Annotated in this window: 16 protein-coding genes; 5 read left to right on the top strand and 11 right to left on the bottom strand. The window is 65.2% G+C overall.

Features of this window, described 5'->3' with window-relative positions; all coding sequences use genetic code 11:
* Window positions 1-21: 21 nt before the first annotated feature.
* The 4 genes from QYM46_RS07355 to QYM46_RS07340 form a co-directional block, all read right to left on the bottom strand.
* Window positions 22-1299, bottom strand: coding sequence for an RNA polymerase sigma factor (locus tag QYM46_RS07355; protein WP_432791403.1), 1278 nt, complete (start codon window positions 1297-1299; stop codon window positions 22-24).
* A complete protein-coding gene (locus tag QYM46_RS07350; protein ID WP_169251940.1) occupies window positions 1299-1640 on the bottom strand; it encodes a YciI family protein in 342 nt (113 codons plus the stop codon). The genes QYM46_RS07355 and QYM46_RS07350 overlap by 1 nt, the downstream gene beginning before the upstream one ends.
* Window positions 1641-1761: 121 nt before the next feature.
* Window positions 1762-3186 carry an NAD(P)H-quinone dehydrogenase gene (locus QYM46_RS07345; protein WP_169251939.1) on the bottom strand — a complete coding sequence of 475 codons (1425 nt, stop codon included), beginning with the start codon at window positions 3184-3186 and terminating at the stop codon, window positions 1762-1764.
* A 69-nt stretch (window positions 3187-3255) separates the two neighbouring features.
* A complete protein-coding gene (locus QYM46_RS07340) occupies window positions 3256-3807 on the bottom strand; it encodes a gamma carbonic anhydrase family protein (RefSeq protein ID WP_432791402.1) in 552 nt (183 codons plus the stop codon).
* 283 nt (window positions 3808-4090) lie between these two features.
* Here QYM46_RS07340 and QYM46_RS07335 point away from each other — a divergent pair, with 283 nt between their 5' ends.
* Entirely contained in the window at window positions 4091-4339 is a 249-nt protein-coding gene (locus tag QYM46_RS07335) for a WhiB family transcriptional regulator (RefSeq protein WP_009374875.1), read from the top strand.
* Between the two features lie 155 nt (window positions 4340-4494).
* Here the strand turns inward: QYM46_RS07335 and QYM46_RS07330 are convergent, their stop codons facing one another.
* Both QYM46_RS07330 and QYM46_RS07325 read right to left on the bottom strand, forming a co-directional pair.
* A complete protein-coding gene (locus QYM46_RS07330; RefSeq protein ID WP_432791401.1) occupies window positions 4495-6009 on the bottom strand; it encodes a sensor histidine kinase in 1515 nt (504 codons plus the stop codon).
* 185 nt (window positions 6010-6194) lie between these two features.
* Window positions 6195-11075 (bottom strand): NAD-glutamate dehydrogenase, encoded by a 4881-nt coding sequence (locus tag QYM46_RS07325; RefSeq protein ID WP_432791400.1) that lies wholly within the window; start codon window positions 11073-11075, stop codon window positions 6195-6197.
* A 141-nt stretch (window positions 11076-11216) separates the two neighbouring features.
* On the opposite strand from QYM46_RS07325, the gene QYM46_RS07320 reads away from it, so the two are divergent.
* A complete protein-coding gene (locus QYM46_RS07320) occupies window positions 11217-11681 on the top strand; it encodes a DUF2505 domain-containing protein (RefSeq protein WP_432791399.1) in 465 nt (154 codons plus the stop codon).
* Window positions 11682-11729: 48 nt separating this feature from the next.
* Here the strand turns inward: QYM46_RS07320 and QYM46_RS07315 are convergent, their stop codons facing one another.
* The 3 genes from QYM46_RS07315 to QYM46_RS07305 are packed head-to-tail and all read right to left on the bottom strand — an operon-like array spanning window position 11730 to window position 14156.
* A complete protein-coding gene (locus tag QYM46_RS07315; protein ID WP_432791398.1) occupies window positions 11730-12221 on the bottom strand; it encodes a DUF6912 family protein in 492 nt (163 codons plus the stop codon).
* A 10-nt stretch (window positions 12222-12231) separates the two neighbouring features.
* Window positions 12232-13509, bottom strand: a complete 1278-nt coding sequence (locus tag QYM46_RS07310) for an AAA family ATPase (protein ID WP_432791397.1) — start codon at window positions 13507-13509, stop codon at window positions 12232-12234.
* Entirely contained in the window at window positions 13509-14156 is a 648-nt protein-coding gene (locus QYM46_RS07305) for an SAF domain-containing protein (RefSeq protein ID WP_432791396.1), read from the bottom strand. The genes QYM46_RS07310 and QYM46_RS07305 overlap by 1 nt, the downstream gene beginning before the upstream one ends.
* A 159-nt stretch (window positions 14157-14315) precedes the next feature.
* Here QYM46_RS07305 and QYM46_RS07300 point away from each other — a divergent pair, with 159 nt between their 5' ends.
* Window positions 14316-14537, top strand: coding sequence for a helix-turn-helix domain-containing protein (locus QYM46_RS07300; RefSeq protein ID WP_169251932.1), 222 nt, complete (start codon window positions 14316-14318; stop codon window positions 14535-14537).
* A gap of 37 nt (window positions 14538-14574) precedes the next feature.
* Here the strand turns inward: QYM46_RS07300 and QYM46_RS07295 are convergent, their stop codons facing one another.
* Window positions 14575-15090: a hypothetical protein gene (locus QYM46_RS07295; RefSeq protein WP_432791395.1), complete on the bottom strand. Its 516-nt coding sequence runs from the start codon at window positions 15088-15090 to the stop codon at window positions 14575-14577.
* A gap of 149 nt (window positions 15091-15239) precedes the next feature.
* Here QYM46_RS07295 and QYM46_RS07290 point away from each other — a divergent pair, with 149 nt between their 5' ends.
* Together QYM46_RS07290 and QYM46_RS07285 are read left to right on the top strand one after the other, a co-directional pair.
* Window positions 15240-16067 carry a LysM peptidoglycan-binding domain-containing protein gene (locus QYM46_RS07290; protein ID WP_432791394.1) on the top strand — a complete coding sequence of 276 codons (828 nt, stop codon included), beginning with the start codon at window positions 15240-15242 and terminating at the stop codon, window positions 16065-16067.
* The gene (locus QYM46_RS07285; protein WP_169251929.1) at window positions 16064-16534 is read left to right on the top strand and encodes an Rv3235 family protein; all 471 of its coding nucleotides are present in this window, start codon (window positions 16064-16066) and stop codon (window positions 16532-16534) included. Before QYM46_RS07290 ends, QYM46_RS07285 begins: the two co-directional genes overlap by 4 nt.
* 18 nt (window positions 16535-16552) lie before the next feature.
* On the opposite strand, the gene secA is transcribed toward QYM46_RS07285, so the two are convergent.
* Window positions 16553-19243, bottom strand: a complete 2691-nt coding sequence (gene secA / locus QYM46_RS07280; RefSeq protein ID WP_432791393.1) for a preprotein translocase subunit SecA — start codon at window positions 19241-19243, stop codon at window positions 16553-16555.
* Between the last annotated feature and the right edge of the window lie 38 nt (window positions 19244-19281).

Here is a 19281-nt window from a genome sequence, read left to right as displayed (position 1 = left end):
GTCCACCAGTCCCTGCCCGGGTCACCGCTGAAGATCGGTGATCCGGGCAGTGATGTATTCGGACTCGGCATCGTTTCCGGGGCACTCGAGACCGGCGGCATAGGCGTCCTCGGCCTCGGCCGTGCGGCCGAGCTCGTCGAGGGTGATGGCTCTGGCGATGTGGAAGGGCCTGTGCCGCAGCAGCCGCGGATCTTCGGCAAGTTCGTCCAGGGCGCTCATGGCAGCTTCGGGGCCCGAGACCTGCCCGAGGGCGATCGCAGTGTTGAGAGCCACGACCGGCGACGGGTCGAGGTCGGTAAGCATCCGATAGAGCACGAGGATCTGCTTCCAGTCCGTTTCGGCGAACGTCGCGGCGTCGGCGTGGAGGGCAGCGATCGCCGCCTGGATGGTGAAGGCACCGGCCTCCGGCTCCCCGGCGGCCGTTCCGACGAGCCCGGTGCCTTCGGCGATGAGGCGGGAGTCCCACCGGCTGCGGTCCTGGTCGGCCAACGGCACCGGCCGACCGTCCTCGCTCACCCGAGCACGATCACGCGCCCGTGTGAGCAGGAGCAGAGCCAGCAGACCGCGAGCTTCGGTCTGTTCGGGCAGATATCCGACGAGCAGTCGGGTCAGTCGGATGGCTTCGAGCTGCAGGTCGACTCGAGTATGGTCCGGTCCTGCAGTGGCGTTGATGCCCTGAGTGAAGATGAGGGAGAGGACGCGCAGCACTCCGGGCAACCGGTCACCGACCTCAGCGGGCGCAGGGCGGCCGAAGGGAATCCCGGTCTTGAGGATCCGCTGCTTGGCGCGGACGATCCGCTGCTGCATCGTCGCGGTCTCGATGAGGAATCCGGCAGCCACCTCGGCGGTGGTCAGTCCCGAGAGGAAGCGCAGGATGAGCACGATGCGTTCCTCCTCGCGCAGGGTCGGGTGGGAGCAGGTGAAGAACAGGCCGAGGCGTTCGTCGGGCATGTCTGCCGCGTCCAACTCCTCGGCGAAGCGCTCCGCGTGGTCGTCGTGGTCACCTGGTCGCAGCTCGTCCTCGATGCGCAGGCGGGCGAGGTGCCGGGTGCGCACATCATCGGAGCGGATGAGATCGATGGCGCGGTTCTTCGCCGTGGTCATCAGCCATGCCTGAGGGCGTTCCGGCACTCCCCTGCCCGGCCATGTCTCGACCGCGCGCAGCACGGCGTCGTGGAGGGACTCCTCGGCGAGGTCGAAGTCCCGGAACCGGGTGACGAGCGCCGCGAGCAGCCGCCCGTAGTCCTCCTCGCCGATGGCGCTGAGGACTCGAGCGGCCGAATCGGGGGCGGGGTCCATCAGTAGTCGGCCACCGGACGGATCTCGATGTGTCCGGCCTTGGCTGCGGGGCTCTTCTTCGCCCAGGCGATCGCCTCGTCGATGTCGGCGACGTCGATGACGTAGCTGCCGCCGACGAACTCGTTCGATTCGGCGAACGGACCCGAGGTGACAAGCGCTTCGCCTCCGGACCCGCTCACCCGAACCCCGAGTTCGGGTCCCTCGAGGGCGAAGCCGCCGACGACGACCCCGGCCTCGCTGATCTCCTTATCGAATGCCATGAACTCGGTCGGATCCGCTCCGCCGTCCTCACCGCAGTCAGGATCCTGTGGGCGTCCCATCAGCAGAAGTGCGTATTTCATGTCGTTCTCCTTCGTCGTTCCTCATGTCATGCCGGGCGGCCTGACACCATGATGACGGTCGAGGAGCGAGAAGATCGACAGCTGCGGAGCAGAACTTTCCCGCGATCGTCGATTCGAGACTTCAGAGGTGGCGGTGGAGCTTCCGTGCCGCTTCGGTCAGCGATCCGCTCACCGAGGGGTAGACGACGAAGGAGGCGGAGAGCTGGTCGACGGTCAGCCGGTTCTCCACGGCCATGGTGATCGGCAGGATGAGCTCACTGGCCCGCGGTCCGACGACGACGCCGCCGAGGATGGAGCCGGATCCGCGCCGAGCGAAGATCTTGACGAACCCGTCCTCGATGCCGAGCATCTTGGCGCGCGGATTCGTGTCCAGAGGCAGCATCACGGTGTCGATGTCCGTCGGGTTCTCGCGGTAGTTCTGCTGAGTGAAGCCGACGGTGGCGATCTCGGGTGCGGTGAACACGTTCGAAGCGACATTGCGCAGCTTGAGCGGCTGCACAGCGTCGCCGAGTGCGTGGTTCATGGCGATCCGGCCCTGCATCGCGGCCACCGAGGCCAGCGGCAGCACACCGGTGCAGTCACCGGCGGCATAGATCCCGGCCCGCGAGGTCCGCGAGACCCCATCGACGACGATGTGTCCGGATTCGCTGACCCGCACACCGGCTTTCTCCAGGCCGAGGCCTTCGGTGTTCGGAATCGAACCGACGGCCATGAGGCAGTGGGATCCCTCGACGCGGCGGCCGTCGGCGAGCACCACCTCGACTCCGTCGTCGGTGCGGGTCACCGAGGCGGCGCGGGAGCGGGAGAGGACGTTCATGCCCTTGTTGCGGAAGACGAATTCGAGCACATCGGCTGCATCTTCGTCCTGCCCGGGCAGGACCTTCTCACGCGAGGACACGAGGGTCACCTCGGTGCCCAGGGCACGGTAGGCCGAAGCGAACTCGGCGCCGGTGACACCGGAGCCGACGACGATGAGGTGCTCGGGCAGCTCGTCGAGGTCGTAGAGCTGGGTCCAGGTGAGGATGCGCTCACCATCGGGCTGCGCAGTGGGCAGCTCACGCGGGTGGGCGCCGACTGAGAGCAGGATCGTCGAGGCCTCGAGGGTGTACTCGGTGCCGCCGGATTCGACGACATGGACCTGGTCGCGACCGGCCAGCGTCGCCGTGCCCTGAATAGCTTTGACACCGGCCCGGATGAGGCCTTCGTAGATGTCGTTGGCCTGGGCGTCGGCCAGGGAGAGGATGCGCTTGTTGACCGCTTCGAGGTCGGCGGTGACTCGGCGATCATCGGAATCGGTGTCCTCGGCGTTCTCGATCCGGATTCCGAGCCCGCCGGAGCGCTCGATCTCATCCATCATCTCGGCGGTGGCGATGAGCGACTTCGACGGCACGACATCGGTGAGCACGGCGGAACCACCACACCGATTCGCCTCGATGAGCATGACATCTGCACCGAGCTGAGCCGCGACGAGCGCGGCTTCGTAGCCGCCGGGGCCGCCGCCGATGATGACGACGCGATCTGCAGTGGAATCAAATTCAGTGTTCACACTCAGATTGTCTCAAATCGCCACGATGCTTGCGAACGGCCCCGCCGGATCGGTTCGGGATCGGTCCGATCAGCTCGGATCGACCACCTCGGCGGTGTCCTTGTGCAGGGTCGACAGGTGCACATAGGACTGGGCGTTCTGCCGGACCTTCTCCACTCCTTCATCCGTCATCTCCCGACGCACCTTCGCAGGGACACCGGCGACGAGCGACCGTGCCGGAATCTGTGTGCCTTCGAGGACGACGGCGCCTGCGGCGATGAGGGACTCGCTGCCGATGTGGGCGTCGTTGAGCACTGTGGAGTGCATTCCGATGAGCACGTCGTCGTCGACGACGGCACCGTGGACGAGAGCCTGGTGGCCGATGGAGACCCGGGCGCCGATGACGACAGGTTTGCCGGCGTCGGTGTGCATGACGGTGTTGTCCTGGACATTCGAGTCCTCACCGATCGTGATCGGGGCGGCCTCGGCGCGCAGAACACAGCCGTAGAAGACGCTCGCTCCCTTCTTCACATGCACATCACCGACGAGGGTGGCGCCGGCCGCGACGAACGCATCCGGATCGACCTGCGGCGTGTGGCCGCCGACGGAGACGATGCGGGGGCCGGCGAGATCGTTGGTCATGAGTCCTCCATCGGTTCACGAGATGTCTGTCTGCATTCATCTGCTGTCTGCATGTGCCTGACAGTCTAGGCCCAGACGCCGCAACAGGGGCGGAAAGACGAATCGCGGACCGATTTGCGCGATCGCCCTCATAGCAGGACAATGGTGAAAATTCTTGTCAGAAATTTCACACTGCCGGACCCTTGTGCGCCCAATTGCGTTATGTGAACCTTGACTGTGAGAGTTGCACGCCCGGAATTCGGGCGTGATCAACTGCGTTCACTGAATTCGTCGAAAGGTCACCATGGATTGGCGACACCGTGCAGCATGCCTCAATGAGGATCCGGAGCTCTTCTTCCCGATCGGCAACACCGGACCCGCGCTGCTCCAGATTGAGGAAGCAAAGACTGTCTGTCGCCGCTGTGAAGTCGCAGAGACCTGCCTGCAATGGGCCCTCGAATCCGGTCAGGATGCCGGAGTCTGGGGTGGTCTGAGCGAAGACGAACGTCGCGCTCTCAAGCGTCGCGCCGCTCGCGCCCGCCGCGCCGGCTGAGACGCCGGACATCGGGAGGCAGTCCCCTGAAGCTGCCGGACCCCTCACCGCATCACCCAGCACAACCGAAGACTGAGTCCCTTGTCTCCACGACGAATGATCGTCGTCGAGACAAGGGACTCAGTCGTGTGCGGGTCACTTCAGTCGTGTGCGGCTCAGTCGTAGGAATCCGGGCGCAGCGGCACATCGAGGACGGCGACGGTTCCGCCGCCTTCGCGGGCCTGCCATTGGATCGAACCGGCCAGATCGGCGGAGACCAGGGTGCGCACGATCTGCGTACCCAGACCATTGCCCGGATTCTGCGTCTCCCCCAGCCCGATGCCGTCATCGGCGATCGTCACACTCAGATGGTCGCCATTGCGCTCAGGAGTCACCCACACGTGGCCGTTGAGCGTCTCCCCCGGTTCCAATCCCTCGAGGTTCTCGGTGGGGAATCCGTGTTCGATCGCGTTCGTGATCAGCTCCGTGATGGCCAGGGCCAAGGAGGTGGCATCGGCTGAGGAGATGGTACCGAAGCTTCCGCAGCGTTTGAGTTCGATGTGCACCAGCGGACTGGTCAGCTCGGGCGTCAGACGCAGCCCCTTGTCGACGACTTCGTCGAAGTCCACCTCGGATTCGACGCCTTGGCTGAGCACGTCATGGACCACGGCGATGATCGAGACGCGGCGCATCGCCTCGGTCAGCGCGCCTTTGGCCTCGGGGCTGTCGATCCGGCGGGTCTGCAGCCGCAGCAGGGCGGAGACGGTCTGCAGATTGTTCTTCACCCTGTGGTGCATCTCCTTGATCATCGCGTCGCGCGAGAGCAGCTCCCGCTTGCGGCGACGGATCTCGGAGACGTCGCGGGCCAGCACGATCGCACCGATGCGCTCCCCCTCATCCGTCAGCGGAATCGCACGCAGGGACACACTCGTGCGCCCGACTTCGAGCTCGGTCCGCCACGGGGCACGTCCGGTGAGCACCAACGGGAGGGTCTCATCGACCTGCCGCAGATCTGCGCTGAGGCTCGAGACCACCTCGGAGAGGTAGCTGCCTTCGATCTCTCCTTCGTAGCCGAGCCGGTGCATCAGCGATACGGCGTTCGGGGACGCGTACTGCACATGCGAATCGCGGTCGAGGATGAAGATGCCGTCGCCGACTCGTGGTTCGCCGTGCCGGGCTCCGGACGGGGCGTCGCGGTCGGGGAACGTTCCCTGCACGATCATCCGCATCAGGGCCATCGCCGTTTCCCGGTAGTACTTCTCCAACCGGGACGAACCCCTGCGCCGGACCTCTTCCGAGTACCGGACGACGAGCGCTATGGCCTCACCGTCACGGATGATCGGAACCGCCTCGGCGAGGATATCGACATCGGAGGATCCTGCGCTGATTCCCATCTCTCGGGCCGCTGCGACGTGGGTGACATAGCTGCGAGTGCTGCTGGCCTGATCGAGCAGCTCCTTCTCCAGGCCGGTCGCCCGCGCTCCGATCAGGTCCCGGTTGAACAGTGTCGCTCCGGTCGTCGATCGCGCATGGGCCAGCACCGTATAGGCGCCGCTGGGCGACGGCACCCACAGCACGAGGTCGGCGAAGGAGAGGTCGGCCAGCAGCTGCCAGTCCCCGACGAGCAGATGGATGTGTTCGACGTCCGACTCATCCGTGAGGCCCTCGGCCGCCAGCAGTTCGTTGAGCACGATACGTTCCTCCCAGGTGAGATCAGCAGACCCGGGAGAACCGCGGATCTGCTGAGATGTCGATGTTCAGACGCTACCACTGAATCGGTCCGCGTTCTCACGCGCCGAGGCCGTGCCGTCCGGACGCTCACGACCGACACGGCGGCCGCGGCCGACCGTGGGGTCGGCCGCGCCCGAGATCAGCGTCAGCCGTTGTGTTCGCTCTCCCAGGCCGAGGAACGGACCATCGACCGCAGGGAGCGCAGCAGCACCGACAGCGGTGCCTGAGTGACCGTGTCGAGTCCGAGGATCGTCTCCGTCGTCTCCAGCACCCGACCGACGACTGTCTCGTTGCGTTCGAGCCATTCCGCCAGCCGCTGCTTCGCTCGCTCGTCCGGGGTTCCCGAGATCGGCGAATCCGTGGCGGCCAAGACCGTTCCGGTCACCGACAGGATCGCGGCGTAGTAGTCGTCGCGCATCGATCCGCGGGCCAGCGCCGACCACCGATCGCTGCGGTCGAGTTCGCCGATGAGGGTCAGTACCTGCGAACCGGAGAAGCGTTCGTTCACGGCGTAGTAGACCTCGGCGACATCCTCGGCGGATTCGTTCGCCCGGGCGGCCAGCTGGGTGATGTCGAGCAGCACGAACTCGTCGAGGAGGGCAGCCGAGCGCCAGGCGAGTTCGCTCGGCACACCTTCGTCGATGTAGCTCTGGGCCTTCGCGCGCATGGTCTCGGCGTCGTAGCCGTCGACGAGGTCCGGAACCCTGGAGCGCAGAGCCTCGACGACCTTGCCGTACATCTCGATGCCGGAATCGACGTCGAGGCTGTCAGGTGCCTGCTGCACGAGCCAGCGCGACGACCGATCGAGGAGTCGCACATAGTCGTGCTGGAGCTTCACCTGCACCTCGGTGGGCACCTGATTGTCGAGCGCGCACACCGCGTCGAAGAAGTCGTCGAGGCCGAAGATCTCGGAGACCACGACGAACACGCGGGCGATCTGCGGCACCGAAGCCGGGGTCTCTTCCAGCATCCGGTAGATGTAGGTCAGTCCGCCGCGGTCGACGAGCCGGTTGACGAGCTTCGCCGTCGCGATCTCACGGTGCAGCGGGTGTTCGGGGATGAGCTCACCGTACTTCTCCTGCAGGGCCTCCGGGAAGTAGGACACGAGTTCGCGACGCATCCACGTCTCGTCCGGCACGGTGCTCGCAAGGACCTCGTCGGCGGCGTGCATCTTCACATAGGCCAAGAGCACGGCGAGTTCGGGTGACACGTAGGAGCTGAACTCGCGTTTGGCCAATTCCTCGGCGTTCGGCAGGAATTCGACCGCACGATCGAGGTCGGCGTTCTTCTCCAGGTAGTTCAGCAGCCGACCGTACGTTCCCGACATCGATTCGGTCTGGGCCCGAGCCTCACCGAGGACGACGTTCTGCGAGTAGTTGTTCGCCAACACGCGGTCGGCGACCTGGTCGGTGAACGAGTGCAGCACCTGTTCCCGCTCCTCGGCCGCGAAGGCCCCCTTGTGCACGAGCGTGCGCAGGAGCAGCTTGATGTTGACCTCATGGTCGGAGCTGTCGACGCCGGCAGAGTTGTCGACGGCATCGGTGTTGACCTCGACGCCGCTCAGCGCAGCCTCGACACGCCCCAACTGGGTCACACCGAGGTTGCCGCCCTCACCGATCACGCGTGCCCGCACATCGGCGCCGTCGATCCGGATCGCGTCATTGGACTTGTCGCCGACATCGGCATGGCTCTCGGTCGAGGCCTTGATATAGGTGCCGATTCCGCCGTTGTAGACGAGGTCGACGGGTGCCCCCAGGATCTCGGACATGAGATCGGCCGGGCTGCGCTTTCCGGGTTCGACTCCGAGCACCGAGGCGGCCTCACGGCTGAGGTCGATCGACTTCGCCGAGCGGGAGAAGACTCCGCCGCCTGCGGAGATGAGCTCCCGGTCGTAGTCCTGCCAACTCGAGCGCGGCAGGTCGAACAGACGCTGGCGCTCGACGAAGCTGCGTGCGGCGTCGGGGTGCGGATCGAGGAAGATGTCCCGGTGGTCGAAGGCCGCGACCAGGCAGATGTGATCGCTGCGCAGCATTCCATTGCCGAAGACGTCGCCGCTCATATCGCCGATGCCCACGACCGTGAAGTCCTCGGCGGCGGTGTTGAGGCCGAGTTCGCGGAAGTGGCGTTCGACGGACTTCCACGCACCCCGGGAGGTGATGGCCATCGCCTTGTGGTCGTAGCCGACCGATCCTCCCGAGGCGAAGGCGTCGCCGAGCCAGAATCCGCGGCGTTCGGCGATCGCGTTGGCCACATCGGAGAACCGTGCCGTGCCCTTGTCCGCGGCGACGACGAGGTAGTAGTCGTCGCCGTCGTGGCGGACGACGCGCTCGGGATGGACGACGACGCTGGAGTCATCGGTGCCGTAGGTGAGGTTGTCCGAGACCTCGAGCATGCTTTCGATGAACACCTCGTAAGCGGCCTGGCCGGCGGCCATCCAGGCGTCCCGATCGCTCATCGGCGGCAGCTGTTTGGGGAAGAACCCGCCCTTGGCGCCGGTGGGCACGATGAGGGCGTTCTTGACCATCTGCGCCTTGACGAGGCCGAGCACCTCGGTGCGGAAGTCGTCGCGACGATCCGACCAGCGCAGGCCGCCGCGCGCGACGGTGCCGAAACGCAGGTGCACGCCTTCGACCTGCGGGGAGTACACCCACATCTCGAGCGCCGGCTTCGGCTTCGGTACGAAGCTGAGTTCGTCGGGCCGGATCTTGAGCACCAGTGCCGTCGGCAGGGCACCGGATTCGTCGATGTAGTAGTTCGTGCGCAGCGTCGCCCGCAGCAGCTCGAGTGAGGAGCGCAGCACTCGGTCGGCGTCGAGACTGGCGACCTCGCTGAGCGAGGACTCGATGGAGTCGTCGAGCTCGGTCATCGCCGTTTCGCGTCCGGCATCGTCGACGTCCGGATCGAACTTGGCGGAGAAGTAGTCGACGAGCAGCTTCGAGATCTGCGGATTGTCGCTGTAGACCTCGCCGACGTAGGCGTCGGAATAGGTGAAGCCTGCCTGGCGCAGGTATTTGCCCAGGGCGCGGATGATCGTCACATGCTGCCAGGAGAGTCCGGCGACGACGAGGCGGTCGAAGACTCCCGCTTCCTTCTTGCCGTCCCAGCCGGCCATGAAGGCCTCTGCGATGCGGTCGTAGTCGTCATCGGCCAACTCCTCGGGGAAGCTGAGTCCGAAGTCGTAGATGTACCGATGCGTTCCGTCGGCGAGGTCGAGTTCGTGGGGACGTTCGTCGACGACGTCAGCGCCGAACGCCGTGAGGAAGGGCAGGACCTCGGACAGGCTGACCCGGTCACGGCGGTAGAGGACGAGGCGGACGGAGGCGTCGGTGTTCTGGTCGGGACGGTAGAGGCGCACCGCCGGTCCCTGCCCGGCCTCGAGGGCTTCGAATCGGCCGACGTCGGCGACCGCCTCGGCGGGGGTGTGGTGCTCGCCGTAGCTGGGAGGGAACGACTTCGACCACAGGTCGGCCCGGGCGTGTGAGGCCCCGGTGTCGCCGGATTCGGCGGGAACGAGGAACGCGTGGACATCTTCTGACCAGGAGCGCACGGCTCCGACGATGCGGGATTCGACCTCATCGGCTCCGATCTGCGGCAGCTGGGAGTCCCTGGCGACGCGGGCCACGAAGTGGATGCGCGCCAGGGCCGATTCGCTCAGCAGCACGTCGAAGTCGACGCTGTCGGCGTTGTAGAACTTGCGCAGCACTTCCTGCACGCGCACACGAGCATCGGTGTTGTAGAGGTCGCGCGGAAGATAGAGGATGACCGAGACGAAGCGCTGGTACGGGTCGGTGCGGACGAACACACGCGATTCCCGGCGCTCCTGCATGTCGACGATCTCCATGACGACGTCATAGATCTCCTCGGTGTCCTCATGCAGCAGATCCTCGCGGGGGTAGTTCTCGAGGACTCCGAGGAGCTCGTTGGCCGAATGGGATCCGGTGGGGAATCCGCTGGCCGAGAGGATCTTCGCGACCTTCCGGTCGATGACCGGGATGTTGAGGACGCTGTCGTTGTAGAACTCGGGTTTGAACACGCCGACGAAGCGGCGTTCGCCGACGATCTCACCATCGGCGTCGAAGGTCTTCACGCCGATGTAGTCCATGAAGGAGGACCGGATGACCCGGGAACGCGAGTTCGCCTTCGTCAGCACCAGCACATGCGGTTCCAGGGCCTTGTCGGCGACGGCCCGGCTGAGCGGTGACTTCACGAGCGGGCGCAGGGCCGAGATGCCCATCGACGTGTCCTCGATCGGTTCGAGGCTGCTGTGCTCAGCGTCGTGGATGTAGTCGTATTCGCGGTAGCCGAGGAAGGTGAAGTGACCATCGAGCCAGGTGAGCAGGGCGGCGGCGGATTCGGCCTCGGAGGCCAGTTCCGGGCGCGGTGCGTGTGCGCTCAGCTCGGCGGCGATGTCCTTGGCCTTCGCGGCCATCGCCTGGGCGTCACGGGCTGCCGCGGCCACATAGTCGAGGACTCCGCGCAGGCTCTTTTCGAGTGCGTCGAAGTCGTCGTCTGAGATGCGGTCGATCTCGAGGCGGATCCAGGACTGCTGCTGTGGGGCACCGTCCGTGCTGTCGGCAGCGGCCTCGGAGACCGTCGGAATGCTCGCCGTGTCCGCGCTGAGCGCGGGAGCCTCTGCCGGCGAGAGGATCTTCTCGCCGGGGCCGGTTCCGGTGACCGTGATGATCGGGTGATGGACGCGGCGGATCGCCCTGCCGTTGGCGGCGAGGTCGCTGACGATCGAGGACACGAGATGGGGCATATCGGCGAGCACGATGGCGATGACCGTGTGGTTGTCGCGGAATTCCGGCGAGTCGACACTCGGATTGTAGATGGCGATCGCCGGCGACCGACCGTCGTATTCGGTGCCGAGCGCAAAATGACGGGCAGCCGCGGCCGCATACGCCTCGGGGTCGTTGGCCCCTGTTTCGAACCGCGGATAGTACGCTTCGAGGAAGTTCTCGGGAGCCGACTGTCCCCTCTGCTTCCTCCACTCTTCTGCAACGTCCGAAATTGAGACCTGAGTCACTGTTTCACCTCTATGATCAACGAGCATTCGTCATGCGATTCGACCTCGAATCGTCATTCCCCACACTATGCCCAAATATCGAGAAAGGCACGCCGAGCCGCATACGGTGGTGTACCGTTCATTCGCTGGCAAACTGGAGCTATGCGATCTCTGACTCTCAATCATGAATACTCGGTTGATCTGTCGACTTTCCTGGCCAAACTCGCCGATCCCGGCGTGTGGGAGAAGCTCGGCTCCGAGGCCGGTGCCGAATTCATGGACCCCGACACCGAAATGACCGTGCGGACCCCGATGCCCAAGGCCGAGCTGCCCGCGGCACTGGCCTCCAGGCTTCCGGAGAACACCGTGCTGGTCGAGGTGTACATGATTCCCGGGGATGTCCTCGGCGACGAGGCCGAGATCCGCATGACCGCACGTGCCGCAGGCGTACCTGTCGAGATCGATGCCGTCCTCGAGCTGCGCGAGGCCGAGTCAGTCACGAAGCTGGCCGCTCATGCAGAGATCAGCTCGTCGATCCCGATGTTCGGGGCGATGATCGAACAGGCCGTGGTCCCGATCCTGCAGAAGCGACTGAGCGATCGGCTGCGCCGCTTCGAATCCGCCTGAGGCCTCGGATTCGCCTGAGGCGTCGATTCCGTTCGGGGTGCGACCGACTCAGTTCGCGTCGGCGAGCAGCTGCGGCAGCTCAGATGCGTCATACCACAGCAGATCCGAGGCGCCGAGGCAGTCCTCGGCCGCGCTGACGCCCGTGACCTGTCCCAGTCGCACCGCTTCGTCCCAGACGAGGTCTTCGTCGAGATGGAAGCTGGCTGCCCGGGTCATATCGACCTCGGCGACGGTGATGAGATCGAAGCCGTCGGTCAGCGGTTCGGCCGGGCTCGACTCGGGGGCGTCATAGGCCACGATCACACGGCGGGCGGGAGTCGCCTCGGCGCCGGACTCGGTGTCAGCCGTGTCGGCATCAGCGGGATCGAAGGCCGCGTTCGCGGCCAGGGCGGCGGCGATGCACATGGCATCGAATTCGGCGGTTTCGAACTCTTCGCCGCGCAGGCCGCGCCCCTGAGCATCGGGGGCGACGGCGCGGACATCGGCCAGCGTCGAACGCAGCGCGGTCAGGGTGGTGGGAATATAGCAGCGAATGGCCATGCCCCTCATCCTAGTCCCGCGGTCCGGTCCCCTGGCTCACCCGCTTATTCTGTGTGCGTCCGCGACGACCGGTGCCGCGACGTTCACGGCCTCCTGGCGATCTGCGGGAGCGGCGCCGACCCGGCAGGAGTTCGTCGATCATCGCGGCGATGTCACCGACGAGGACGGACCTGGGATTCTGCTCGTGCAGGGTATGGCCGGCGAGCATCGCCGCCTCGGCGGTGGAGCGGTCGTCGGAGAGCAGGAAGTCCGGAGTGATGCGGACGAAGCGGTCGAGGACTTCCCTGATCCGCGTCTCGGCAGGATGGCCGACCGCGCCCGATCGCACCTTCGTGATCACCAGCCGCATCTTCTCCCGCACCGACTCGGCCCGCGGAGTGCCGAGGAGTTTGACCAGCCGCTGCAGACCGATCGGCTCTCCCGCGGCGAGGACGAGCACGATATCGGCGGCCTCGAGCGCGGCGCGGGTGGCGCAGTGCCGGTCATAGAAGGGATCGGCGAGGTCGTCATCGGGATCGATCCGATCGCTGACGTCGACGATGACCACCTCGTAGGCCTTGGCCAAGCGCTGCAGCACCGTCTCCAGAACGGAGGCTCGGATCTCCGGCCACCGCTCGGGCCGCGTGAGTCCCGTGACGACGTGGAAGTTCTCGCGGATCACCGCATGCGGCACCGAATGGGGGTGAAGACGTCCCGACGGGTCGGTCTGCGACCGGCAGAGGCTGGCCAGGTGGGAGGATTCCTCCGTCAGCCCGAGTGTGGACGCGACCATCCCAGAGACCGTATCGGCGTCGACGACGACGCTGCGCATTCCCTGACGGGAGGCCTGATCGGCGAGATTGACGGCCGTGAGGGTGCGCCCGGGCGACGACCCCGTCCCCCAGACCGCGATGATCACCCCAGCTGCACCGACGCCGCCCGGAGGCGTCGGCGGCCGCGGCGGCACCACGGTGGCGGCGCGGATGTCCTCGATGGCGGCGGCCATCGTGGGTGCATCCGCATCCGTTGCGACGACCGAGCTGATGCCGACGGCCTCGAGTGCGTGCTCGTCATCGCCGAACCCGAGCACCTTCGCCCCCGACGCCGTGATCGCGGCGATCACCTCGGCGTCGAGTCCGGGAAAGTAGCGGCCGATGATGACGACGTCGGCGCCCCCTGTGCGACAGTGGGCAAGCAGCTCCACCTCGTCGGCGGGTCGGGCGACGATCGTGACATCGTCGATCTCGCTGAGCAGCTCGAAGAGGATGAGGTCGTACTCGAAGTCGACGGCGAGCAGAATCTGTGTCATCACTGCTCGCCGTCGTCTGCCGGAACGGACGGAGCACCGACGACCGAGAGCACGTTGCGTCCGTCGAGGGCGGCGAGTACGCCGGGCAGATCGACCGAGCCGACGAACACTTCGATACGGGCGCCGTCACCGGCCCCGAAGCTGCCGACGTCTCGACTGATATGAGCGACCGGAGCGGAATCGACGATCTGCTCCGGTGGTGTTCCGTCGTCGTCGAGCCCGTTCTGCTCCGGCTGCGCCCAGACGTCGACGAGGCTGCCCGAGTCGACGACGCTCGGCACGGAACCGGCGATGTCGATCGCCACGACTCGACCGTCGAGCTCGGACAGAGGCGCTACCGCCGAGGCGGCCAGCAGCTCTCCTGCCGCGACGACGCTGCGTACGCTCGTGTTCGGCGGCAGTTCGGCATCGGCGGCAAGGTATTTCTTGCCGAGATCGGCGAGGTTGACCTCCGCGACGGTGAGGTCGGCCGGTCTCAGGACCTCACCGGGAACGAGTGCGTGTGCGCTCGCCCAGACTCGCGTGGTCGAATTCGCCGAGGTGACGAGCAGATAGGTGCCGACGACCGCGAGGACGACGAGCATCGCGCCAACCAAGAGCCGGGCATCGGTCCAGCGGGGGCGTCGGATTCGTTTCGAGAGCTCCATTGCATCTCCAGATTCGCAGAAGATTCACTGACAGAAACTGTTTCTCAGTGATAATATTGAGCATCAAATGATGCCAAAGCAAGGTTTTTGGCAAAATGCACCAACAAGCAGATGGACATCTGGTGGCAGATGGACATTTGGAACGGGAGAATTCACCTCATGGCCGTCGAAAGTCGCTTCCTGCCGCTGACCGATGTCGCCGAGCTGCTCAATGTCTCGATCGCTCAGGCTCGGGCCCTGGTCCGCTCCGGCGATCTCCGCGCCATCAAGGTCGGCGGGCGCGGGCAGTGGCGGGTCGAGAAGTCCGAGATCGAAGCCTATATCCAGCGCATGTACGAACGCACCGAGTACCAGATCAAGACCGGATCCATCGACGACTGACCTTCGCTCTTCGACTCTGCTCTTCATTGCGCCCGAATCATCCGAAAGGGTTCGTCCGGGCGTGGATGGCGCTGATCGCCGCAAAGGGAATGATCCGGCCGGCGATTTCGACATAGTCCGCGGCGACGAGGGCGCATCGTCCGCGAATCGCGCCCGAGCGGTCGGCGACGTCGATCGATACCTCTTCATGGGCCGCTGACCAGCGCCGCAGCGCCGAGCCCATCCCCAATCGCTCCAACCCACCGGCTTCGAACCGATGCACTTTCGTGGGCAGCCTGAGTCCGCGAACAGCCCTGAGCGCAATCGCGGAGACCTCGACCCCGGCGAGGACGACGATGTCCCGGCCGAGGAAGCACACTGTCCCGGTGATGTCACGATCGGACATCGTCACCTGCACCGTCGATCCCAATGATCCGCGCAGCCGCTCGAGCAGAGTCCTCTCGGCAGCCTGCCCGGCGACCTCATCACCGAATTCGCCCCTTCTGGCATGCGTCTGCGCCGCCGAGTCGGCGGCTTCGATATCCGCCAGGAGTGCATCAATGCGATCGTCCATAGTCGCCAAGCTTGCCCCAGCTGTAGTCCACTTTCAAGACTTGATTCGACGACACACCGAACTACAGTCATGTAGTTATAGACGATCTATTGACATCAAATTACATCTAACGGCACTATTAGATTCAATATCCAATGGAGGATGTCTAGATGTATCTCTTGATTGCATGTGCGGGTTCATGGCTGATTCTGCTCGGTTCCTTCTTCACCGCGTGGACACAATTGCCACCGCCGCGCACGACCGGCGACATCATCGTCATCGTCATCATCGGTTCCGGAGTGCTCCTGTTCTCGCGGATCGGCATCGTCTCGCTGCTGACACTGCTGCTGCGGGTTCTCCCATCGGGCCGCGTCCGGGCCGCACTGGCAGGAGCGGTCGTCACGGCGATGCCCCGGATACTCGCCTCGAGTGTTCTTGCCGTCGTCTCAGCCGGTTTGGCCGTCCACTCGGTTCACGCGGCACCGGTCGGAGACTCCGCACCCGGACCCGCATCGTCGCCGGACGCGGCCTCCGCTCCGGCCGATCCCGGATGGCCGACGGTCGGCGATGATGCACGGTCGCCGACCCCCGCTGACAATGTGGAGGGGTCCGACGTCGAGGAGCCGCCAGAGGAATCCGAGGCAGCCGATCGCCTACTTCCACCCGACCCCGGCTGGCCCGCCGAGCCGCCGGACGAGCGAGCATCGGATACGTCCGACGAAGCCGACGATGAATCACATCAGGCAGACGCACCCGACCACAGCGGGAATCCCAGCGAACCGGGTGAGAACGACGATTCCCCTGTTCCTGCGGATTCGGCAGCCGCCGCACATACTGTGACCCGAGGCGAGAGCCTGTGGTCGATCGCTGCGGAACTGACCGACACGCCGGCAGAGGTCCCCCAACTCGTCGCTGACATCTATACCGCCAACGAGGACACCATCGGACCCGATCCGAGCCTCATCATTGCAGGTCAGAGATTGGAGATCCGGACATGACCGCCCCGCTCACCCTCACCCGACCTCAGGCTTCGGCACCGCCTCGGCGACAGGTCTCACCGCGCTCCACGGCGCAGCCTCCTCGCCGGGTCAGCCGGCAGTCCCGAGGGCCGGACGATGCAGACGACCGGGCGAGGATCGCGGCCACGGCCACCTCGTTGGCGGTTGCCTGCCTCGAGGTCCTCTCCGGGGTCAGACGCAGCGAGACGATCGCCCGCTGGGTCGAACCGGAGCTACTGGCGAAGATCGATCACCGTTGTCAGCTGCGCGCCGAGGTGGCGCCGCACCGGGCGACCGCGCCCGGCGCTCGTACGGTGAGGCCGGGGACAGCGCACGTCTGCCAGGTCAGCCCCGAGATCGCCGAGGTCACGGTCATCGTCGCCGCCGCAAATCGCGTCCGGGCGGTGGCAGTCCGCTTGGAACTGCTCACCACCCGGTGGACGCTGACTGCCCTGGAGACGATGTGAGCCGCTGAGGGCTCGGTCTCAGCTCTTGGCCTTCTTCTTCGCGCGGCGTTCGGCGCGGTTCGCCGGAGCCGGTTCGTCGTCGTCCTCGGTTTCGGAGATCGCGGCCGAACCGGTCTCGGACGGGGCCGAAAGCTGCATCTTCGGAGTCGTGTGACGCAGCTCCTCGGCGTCGACCTCGACCTCGGCTTCGGCATCGTCGGAACCGGCCGATGACGTCACCTGAACCTGCAGCGTGTTGGTGAGGCGAACGACGTCCTCCTTGATCCCGTCCTGCATGGTGGTGAACATCTCGAAGCCCTCGCGCTGGTATTCCACCAGGGGGTCGCGCTGTGCCATCGCCCGCAGTCCGATGCCGTTCTTGAGGTAGTCCATCTCGTAGAGGTGCTCCCGCCACCGCTTGTCGATGACAGAGAGCACCACGCGGCGTTCGAGTTCGCGGGTGGCATCCTCGCCGAGTTCCTCTTCGCGCTGCGAATAGAACAGGGCGATGTCGGACTGGATCTCCTGGTTGAGACGGTTCTTCGTGAGGTTGCCGAGTCCGCCGAGTTCCTCGGCGAGGTCATCGGATGAGATCGACGGTGAGTAGATCTTTCCGAGGGCGTCGAAGAGCTCGTCGATCTGCCAGTCTTCGACCGGTCCCGTCGTCGCCTGGGCGACGTAGGCGTCGATGATCTCTTCGCGGAAGTTCGCGACCTGCTCCTCGAGGTCGGCCCCGTCGAGAACCCGGCGGCGCTCGTCGTATATCACGGTGCGCTGACGGTTGAGCACATCGTCGTATTTGAGCACGTTCTTGCGCTGTTCGGCGTTGCGCTGCTCGATCTGCGACTGAGCCGAGAGGATGGCACGCGAGACCATCTTCGATTCCAGCGGCACATCGTCGGGCACGTTCGCCGTCGCCATGATCCGTTCTGCGGCTCCCGAACCGAACAGGCGCATGAGATCATCGGTCAGCGACAGGTAGAACCGGGATTCACCGGGGTCTCCCTGACGGCCGGAACGTCCGCGCAGCTGGTTGTCGATGCGACGGGACTCGTGGCGTTCGGTGCCGAGCACGTAGAGTCCGCCGAGTTCGACGACCTCTTCGGCCTCTTCCTTCACCTTGTCCTCGGCGGCCTTGAGCACCTCCGGCCATTCGGACTCGTACTGCTCCTCGTTCTCGGCCGGGTCCAGACCGCGGCGTTCCATCTCTGCAACCGCGAGGAACTCGGCGTTTCCGCCGAGCATGATGTCGGTGCCGCGGCCGGCCATGTTCGTGGCCACCGTGACCGCGCTCTTGCGTCCGGCCATCGCCACGATCGAGGCCTCACGGGCGTGGTTCTTCGCGTTGAGGACCTCATGCTTGACGCCGCGTTTGGCCAGATGCTTCGACAGGTATTCGCTCTTCTCGACGCTCGTCGTGCCGACGAGGACGGGCTGACCGGTCTCGTGGCGTTCGACGATGTCGTCGACGACGGCGGCGAACTTCGCGACCTCGTTCTTGTAGACGAAGTCGGACTGGTCGACGCGCTGCATCGGTTTGTTCGTCGGGATCGGGACGACGCCGAGCTTGTAGGTGGACATGAATTCCGCGGCCTCGGTCTCGGCCGTACCGGTCATTCCGGAGAGCTTCTCGTAGAGACGGAAGAAGTTCTGCAGGGTGATCGTGGCCAAGGTCTGGTTCTCGGCCTGGACCTTCACTCCCTCCTTCGCCTCGATGGCCTGGTGCAGGCCCTCGTTGTAGCGGCGGCCCTTGAGCACACGACCGGTGTGTTCGTCGACGATGAGGACTTCGCCGTCGAGGACGACATAGTCCTTGTCCTTCTTGAACAGCTCCTTGGCACGGATGGAGTTGTTGAGGAAGCTGATGAGCGGGGTGTTCTCCGCGTCGTAGAGGTTCCCGATGCCCAGATAGTCCTCGACACGTTCGATACCGGGTTCGAGGACGCCGACGGTGCGCTTCTTCTCATCGACTTCGTAGTCGCGGTCGGTCTTCAGGCGCTTGACGACCTTGGCGAATTCGCCGTACCAGCGGTTCGCATCGCCTTCGGCGGGACCGGAGATGATGAGCGGGGTTCGGGCCTCGTCGATGAGGATCGAATCGACCTCATCGACGATGGCGAAGGCATGTCCGCGCTGGACCAGTTCGTCGGCCGACCACGCCATATTGTCGCGCAGGTAGTCGAAGCCGAATTCGTTGTTCGTGCCGTAGGTGATGTCCGCGGCGTACTGTTTGCGGCGCAGATCCGACGGCATGTTCGCCTGGATGCAGCCGGTCTCCATGCCGAGGAAGCGGAACACGCGTCCCATCAGCTCGGACTGGTAGGTGGCCAGATAGTCGTTGACCGTGATGATGTGGACCGGATCGCCGGTGAGTGCGTTGAGGTAGGCCGGGGCCGTAGCGACGAGGGTCTTGCCCTCACCGGTCTTCATCTCGGCGATGTTGCCCAGGTGCAGGGCGGCGCCGCCCATGAGCTGAACGTCGAAGTGTCGCATGCCCAAGGTCCGGCCCGAGGCTTCGCGCACGGTGGCGAATGCTTCGGGCAGCAGAGAGTCGAGGCTCTCGCCGTCCTTGTAGCGTTCCTTGAACCGGCCGGTTTCCTCACGCAGTTCGGTGTCGGTCATCTCGCTGAACTCATCAGACAGCTGGTTGATGGCATCCGTGTATCGGCGGAGCTTCTTCAGAGTTCTGCCTTCACCTGTGCGCAGAAGCTTCTCGAGGAAATTAGCCACTTTTCTCCTAATCGGCATGTCTGCCGGACAACGACTCG

This window comes from Brevibacterium sp. K11IcPPYGO002, assembly GCF_050920635.1.
GTDB lineage: Bacteria > Actinomycetota > Actinomycetes > Actinomycetales > Brevibacteriaceae > Brevibacterium.
This window is presented reverse-complemented; position numbering and strand designations above follow the sequence as displayed.

Excerpts from the sequence above, each read along its gene's own strand:
- QYM46_RS07355 (WP_432791403.1), bottom strand. The coding sequence starts at position 1,299 with ATGGACCCCGCCCCCGATTCGGCCGCTCGAGTCCTCAGCGCCATCGGC.
- QYM46_RS07350 (WP_169251940.1), bottom strand. The coding sequence starts at position 1,640 with ATGAAATACGCACTTCTGCTGATGGGACGCCCACAGGATCCTGACTGC.
- QYM46_RS07340 (WP_432791402.1), bottom strand. The coding sequence starts at position 3,807 with ATGACCAACGATCTCGCCGGCCCCCGCATCGTCTCCGTCGGCGGCCAC.
- QYM46_RS07335 (WP_009374875.1), top strand. The coding sequence starts at position 4,091 with ATGGATTGGCGACACCGTGCAGCATGCCTCAATGAGGATCCGGAGCTC.
- QYM46_RS07320 (WP_432791399.1), top strand. The coding sequence starts at position 11,217 with ATGCGATCTCTGACTCTCAATCATGAATACTCGGTTGATCTGTCGACT.
- QYM46_RS07315 (WP_432791398.1), bottom strand. The coding sequence starts at position 12,221 with ATGGCCATTCGCTGCTATATTCCCACCACCCTGACCGCGCTGCGTTCG.
- QYM46_RS07310 (WP_432791397.1), bottom strand. The coding sequence starts at position 13,509 with ATGACACAGATTCTGCTCGCCGTCGACTTCGAGTACGACCTCATCCTC.
- QYM46_RS07305 (WP_432791396.1), bottom strand. The coding sequence starts at position 14,156 with ATGGAGCTCTCGAAACGAATCCGACGCCCCCGCTGGACCGATGCCCGG.
- QYM46_RS07300 (WP_169251932.1), top strand. The coding sequence starts at position 14,316 with ATGGCCGTCGAAAGTCGCTTCCTGCCGCTGACCGATGTCGCCGAGCTG.
- QYM46_RS07295 (WP_432791395.1), bottom strand. The coding sequence starts at position 15,090 with ATGGACGATCGCATTGATGCACTCCTGGCGGATATCGAAGCCGCCGAC.
- QYM46_RS07290 (WP_432791394.1), top strand. The coding sequence starts at position 15,240 with ATGTATCTCTTGATTGCATGTGCGGGTTCATGGCTGATTCTGCTCGGT.
- QYM46_RS07285 (WP_169251929.1), top strand. The coding sequence starts at position 16,064 with ATGACCGCCCCGCTCACCCTCACCCGACCTCAGGCTTCGGCACCGCCT.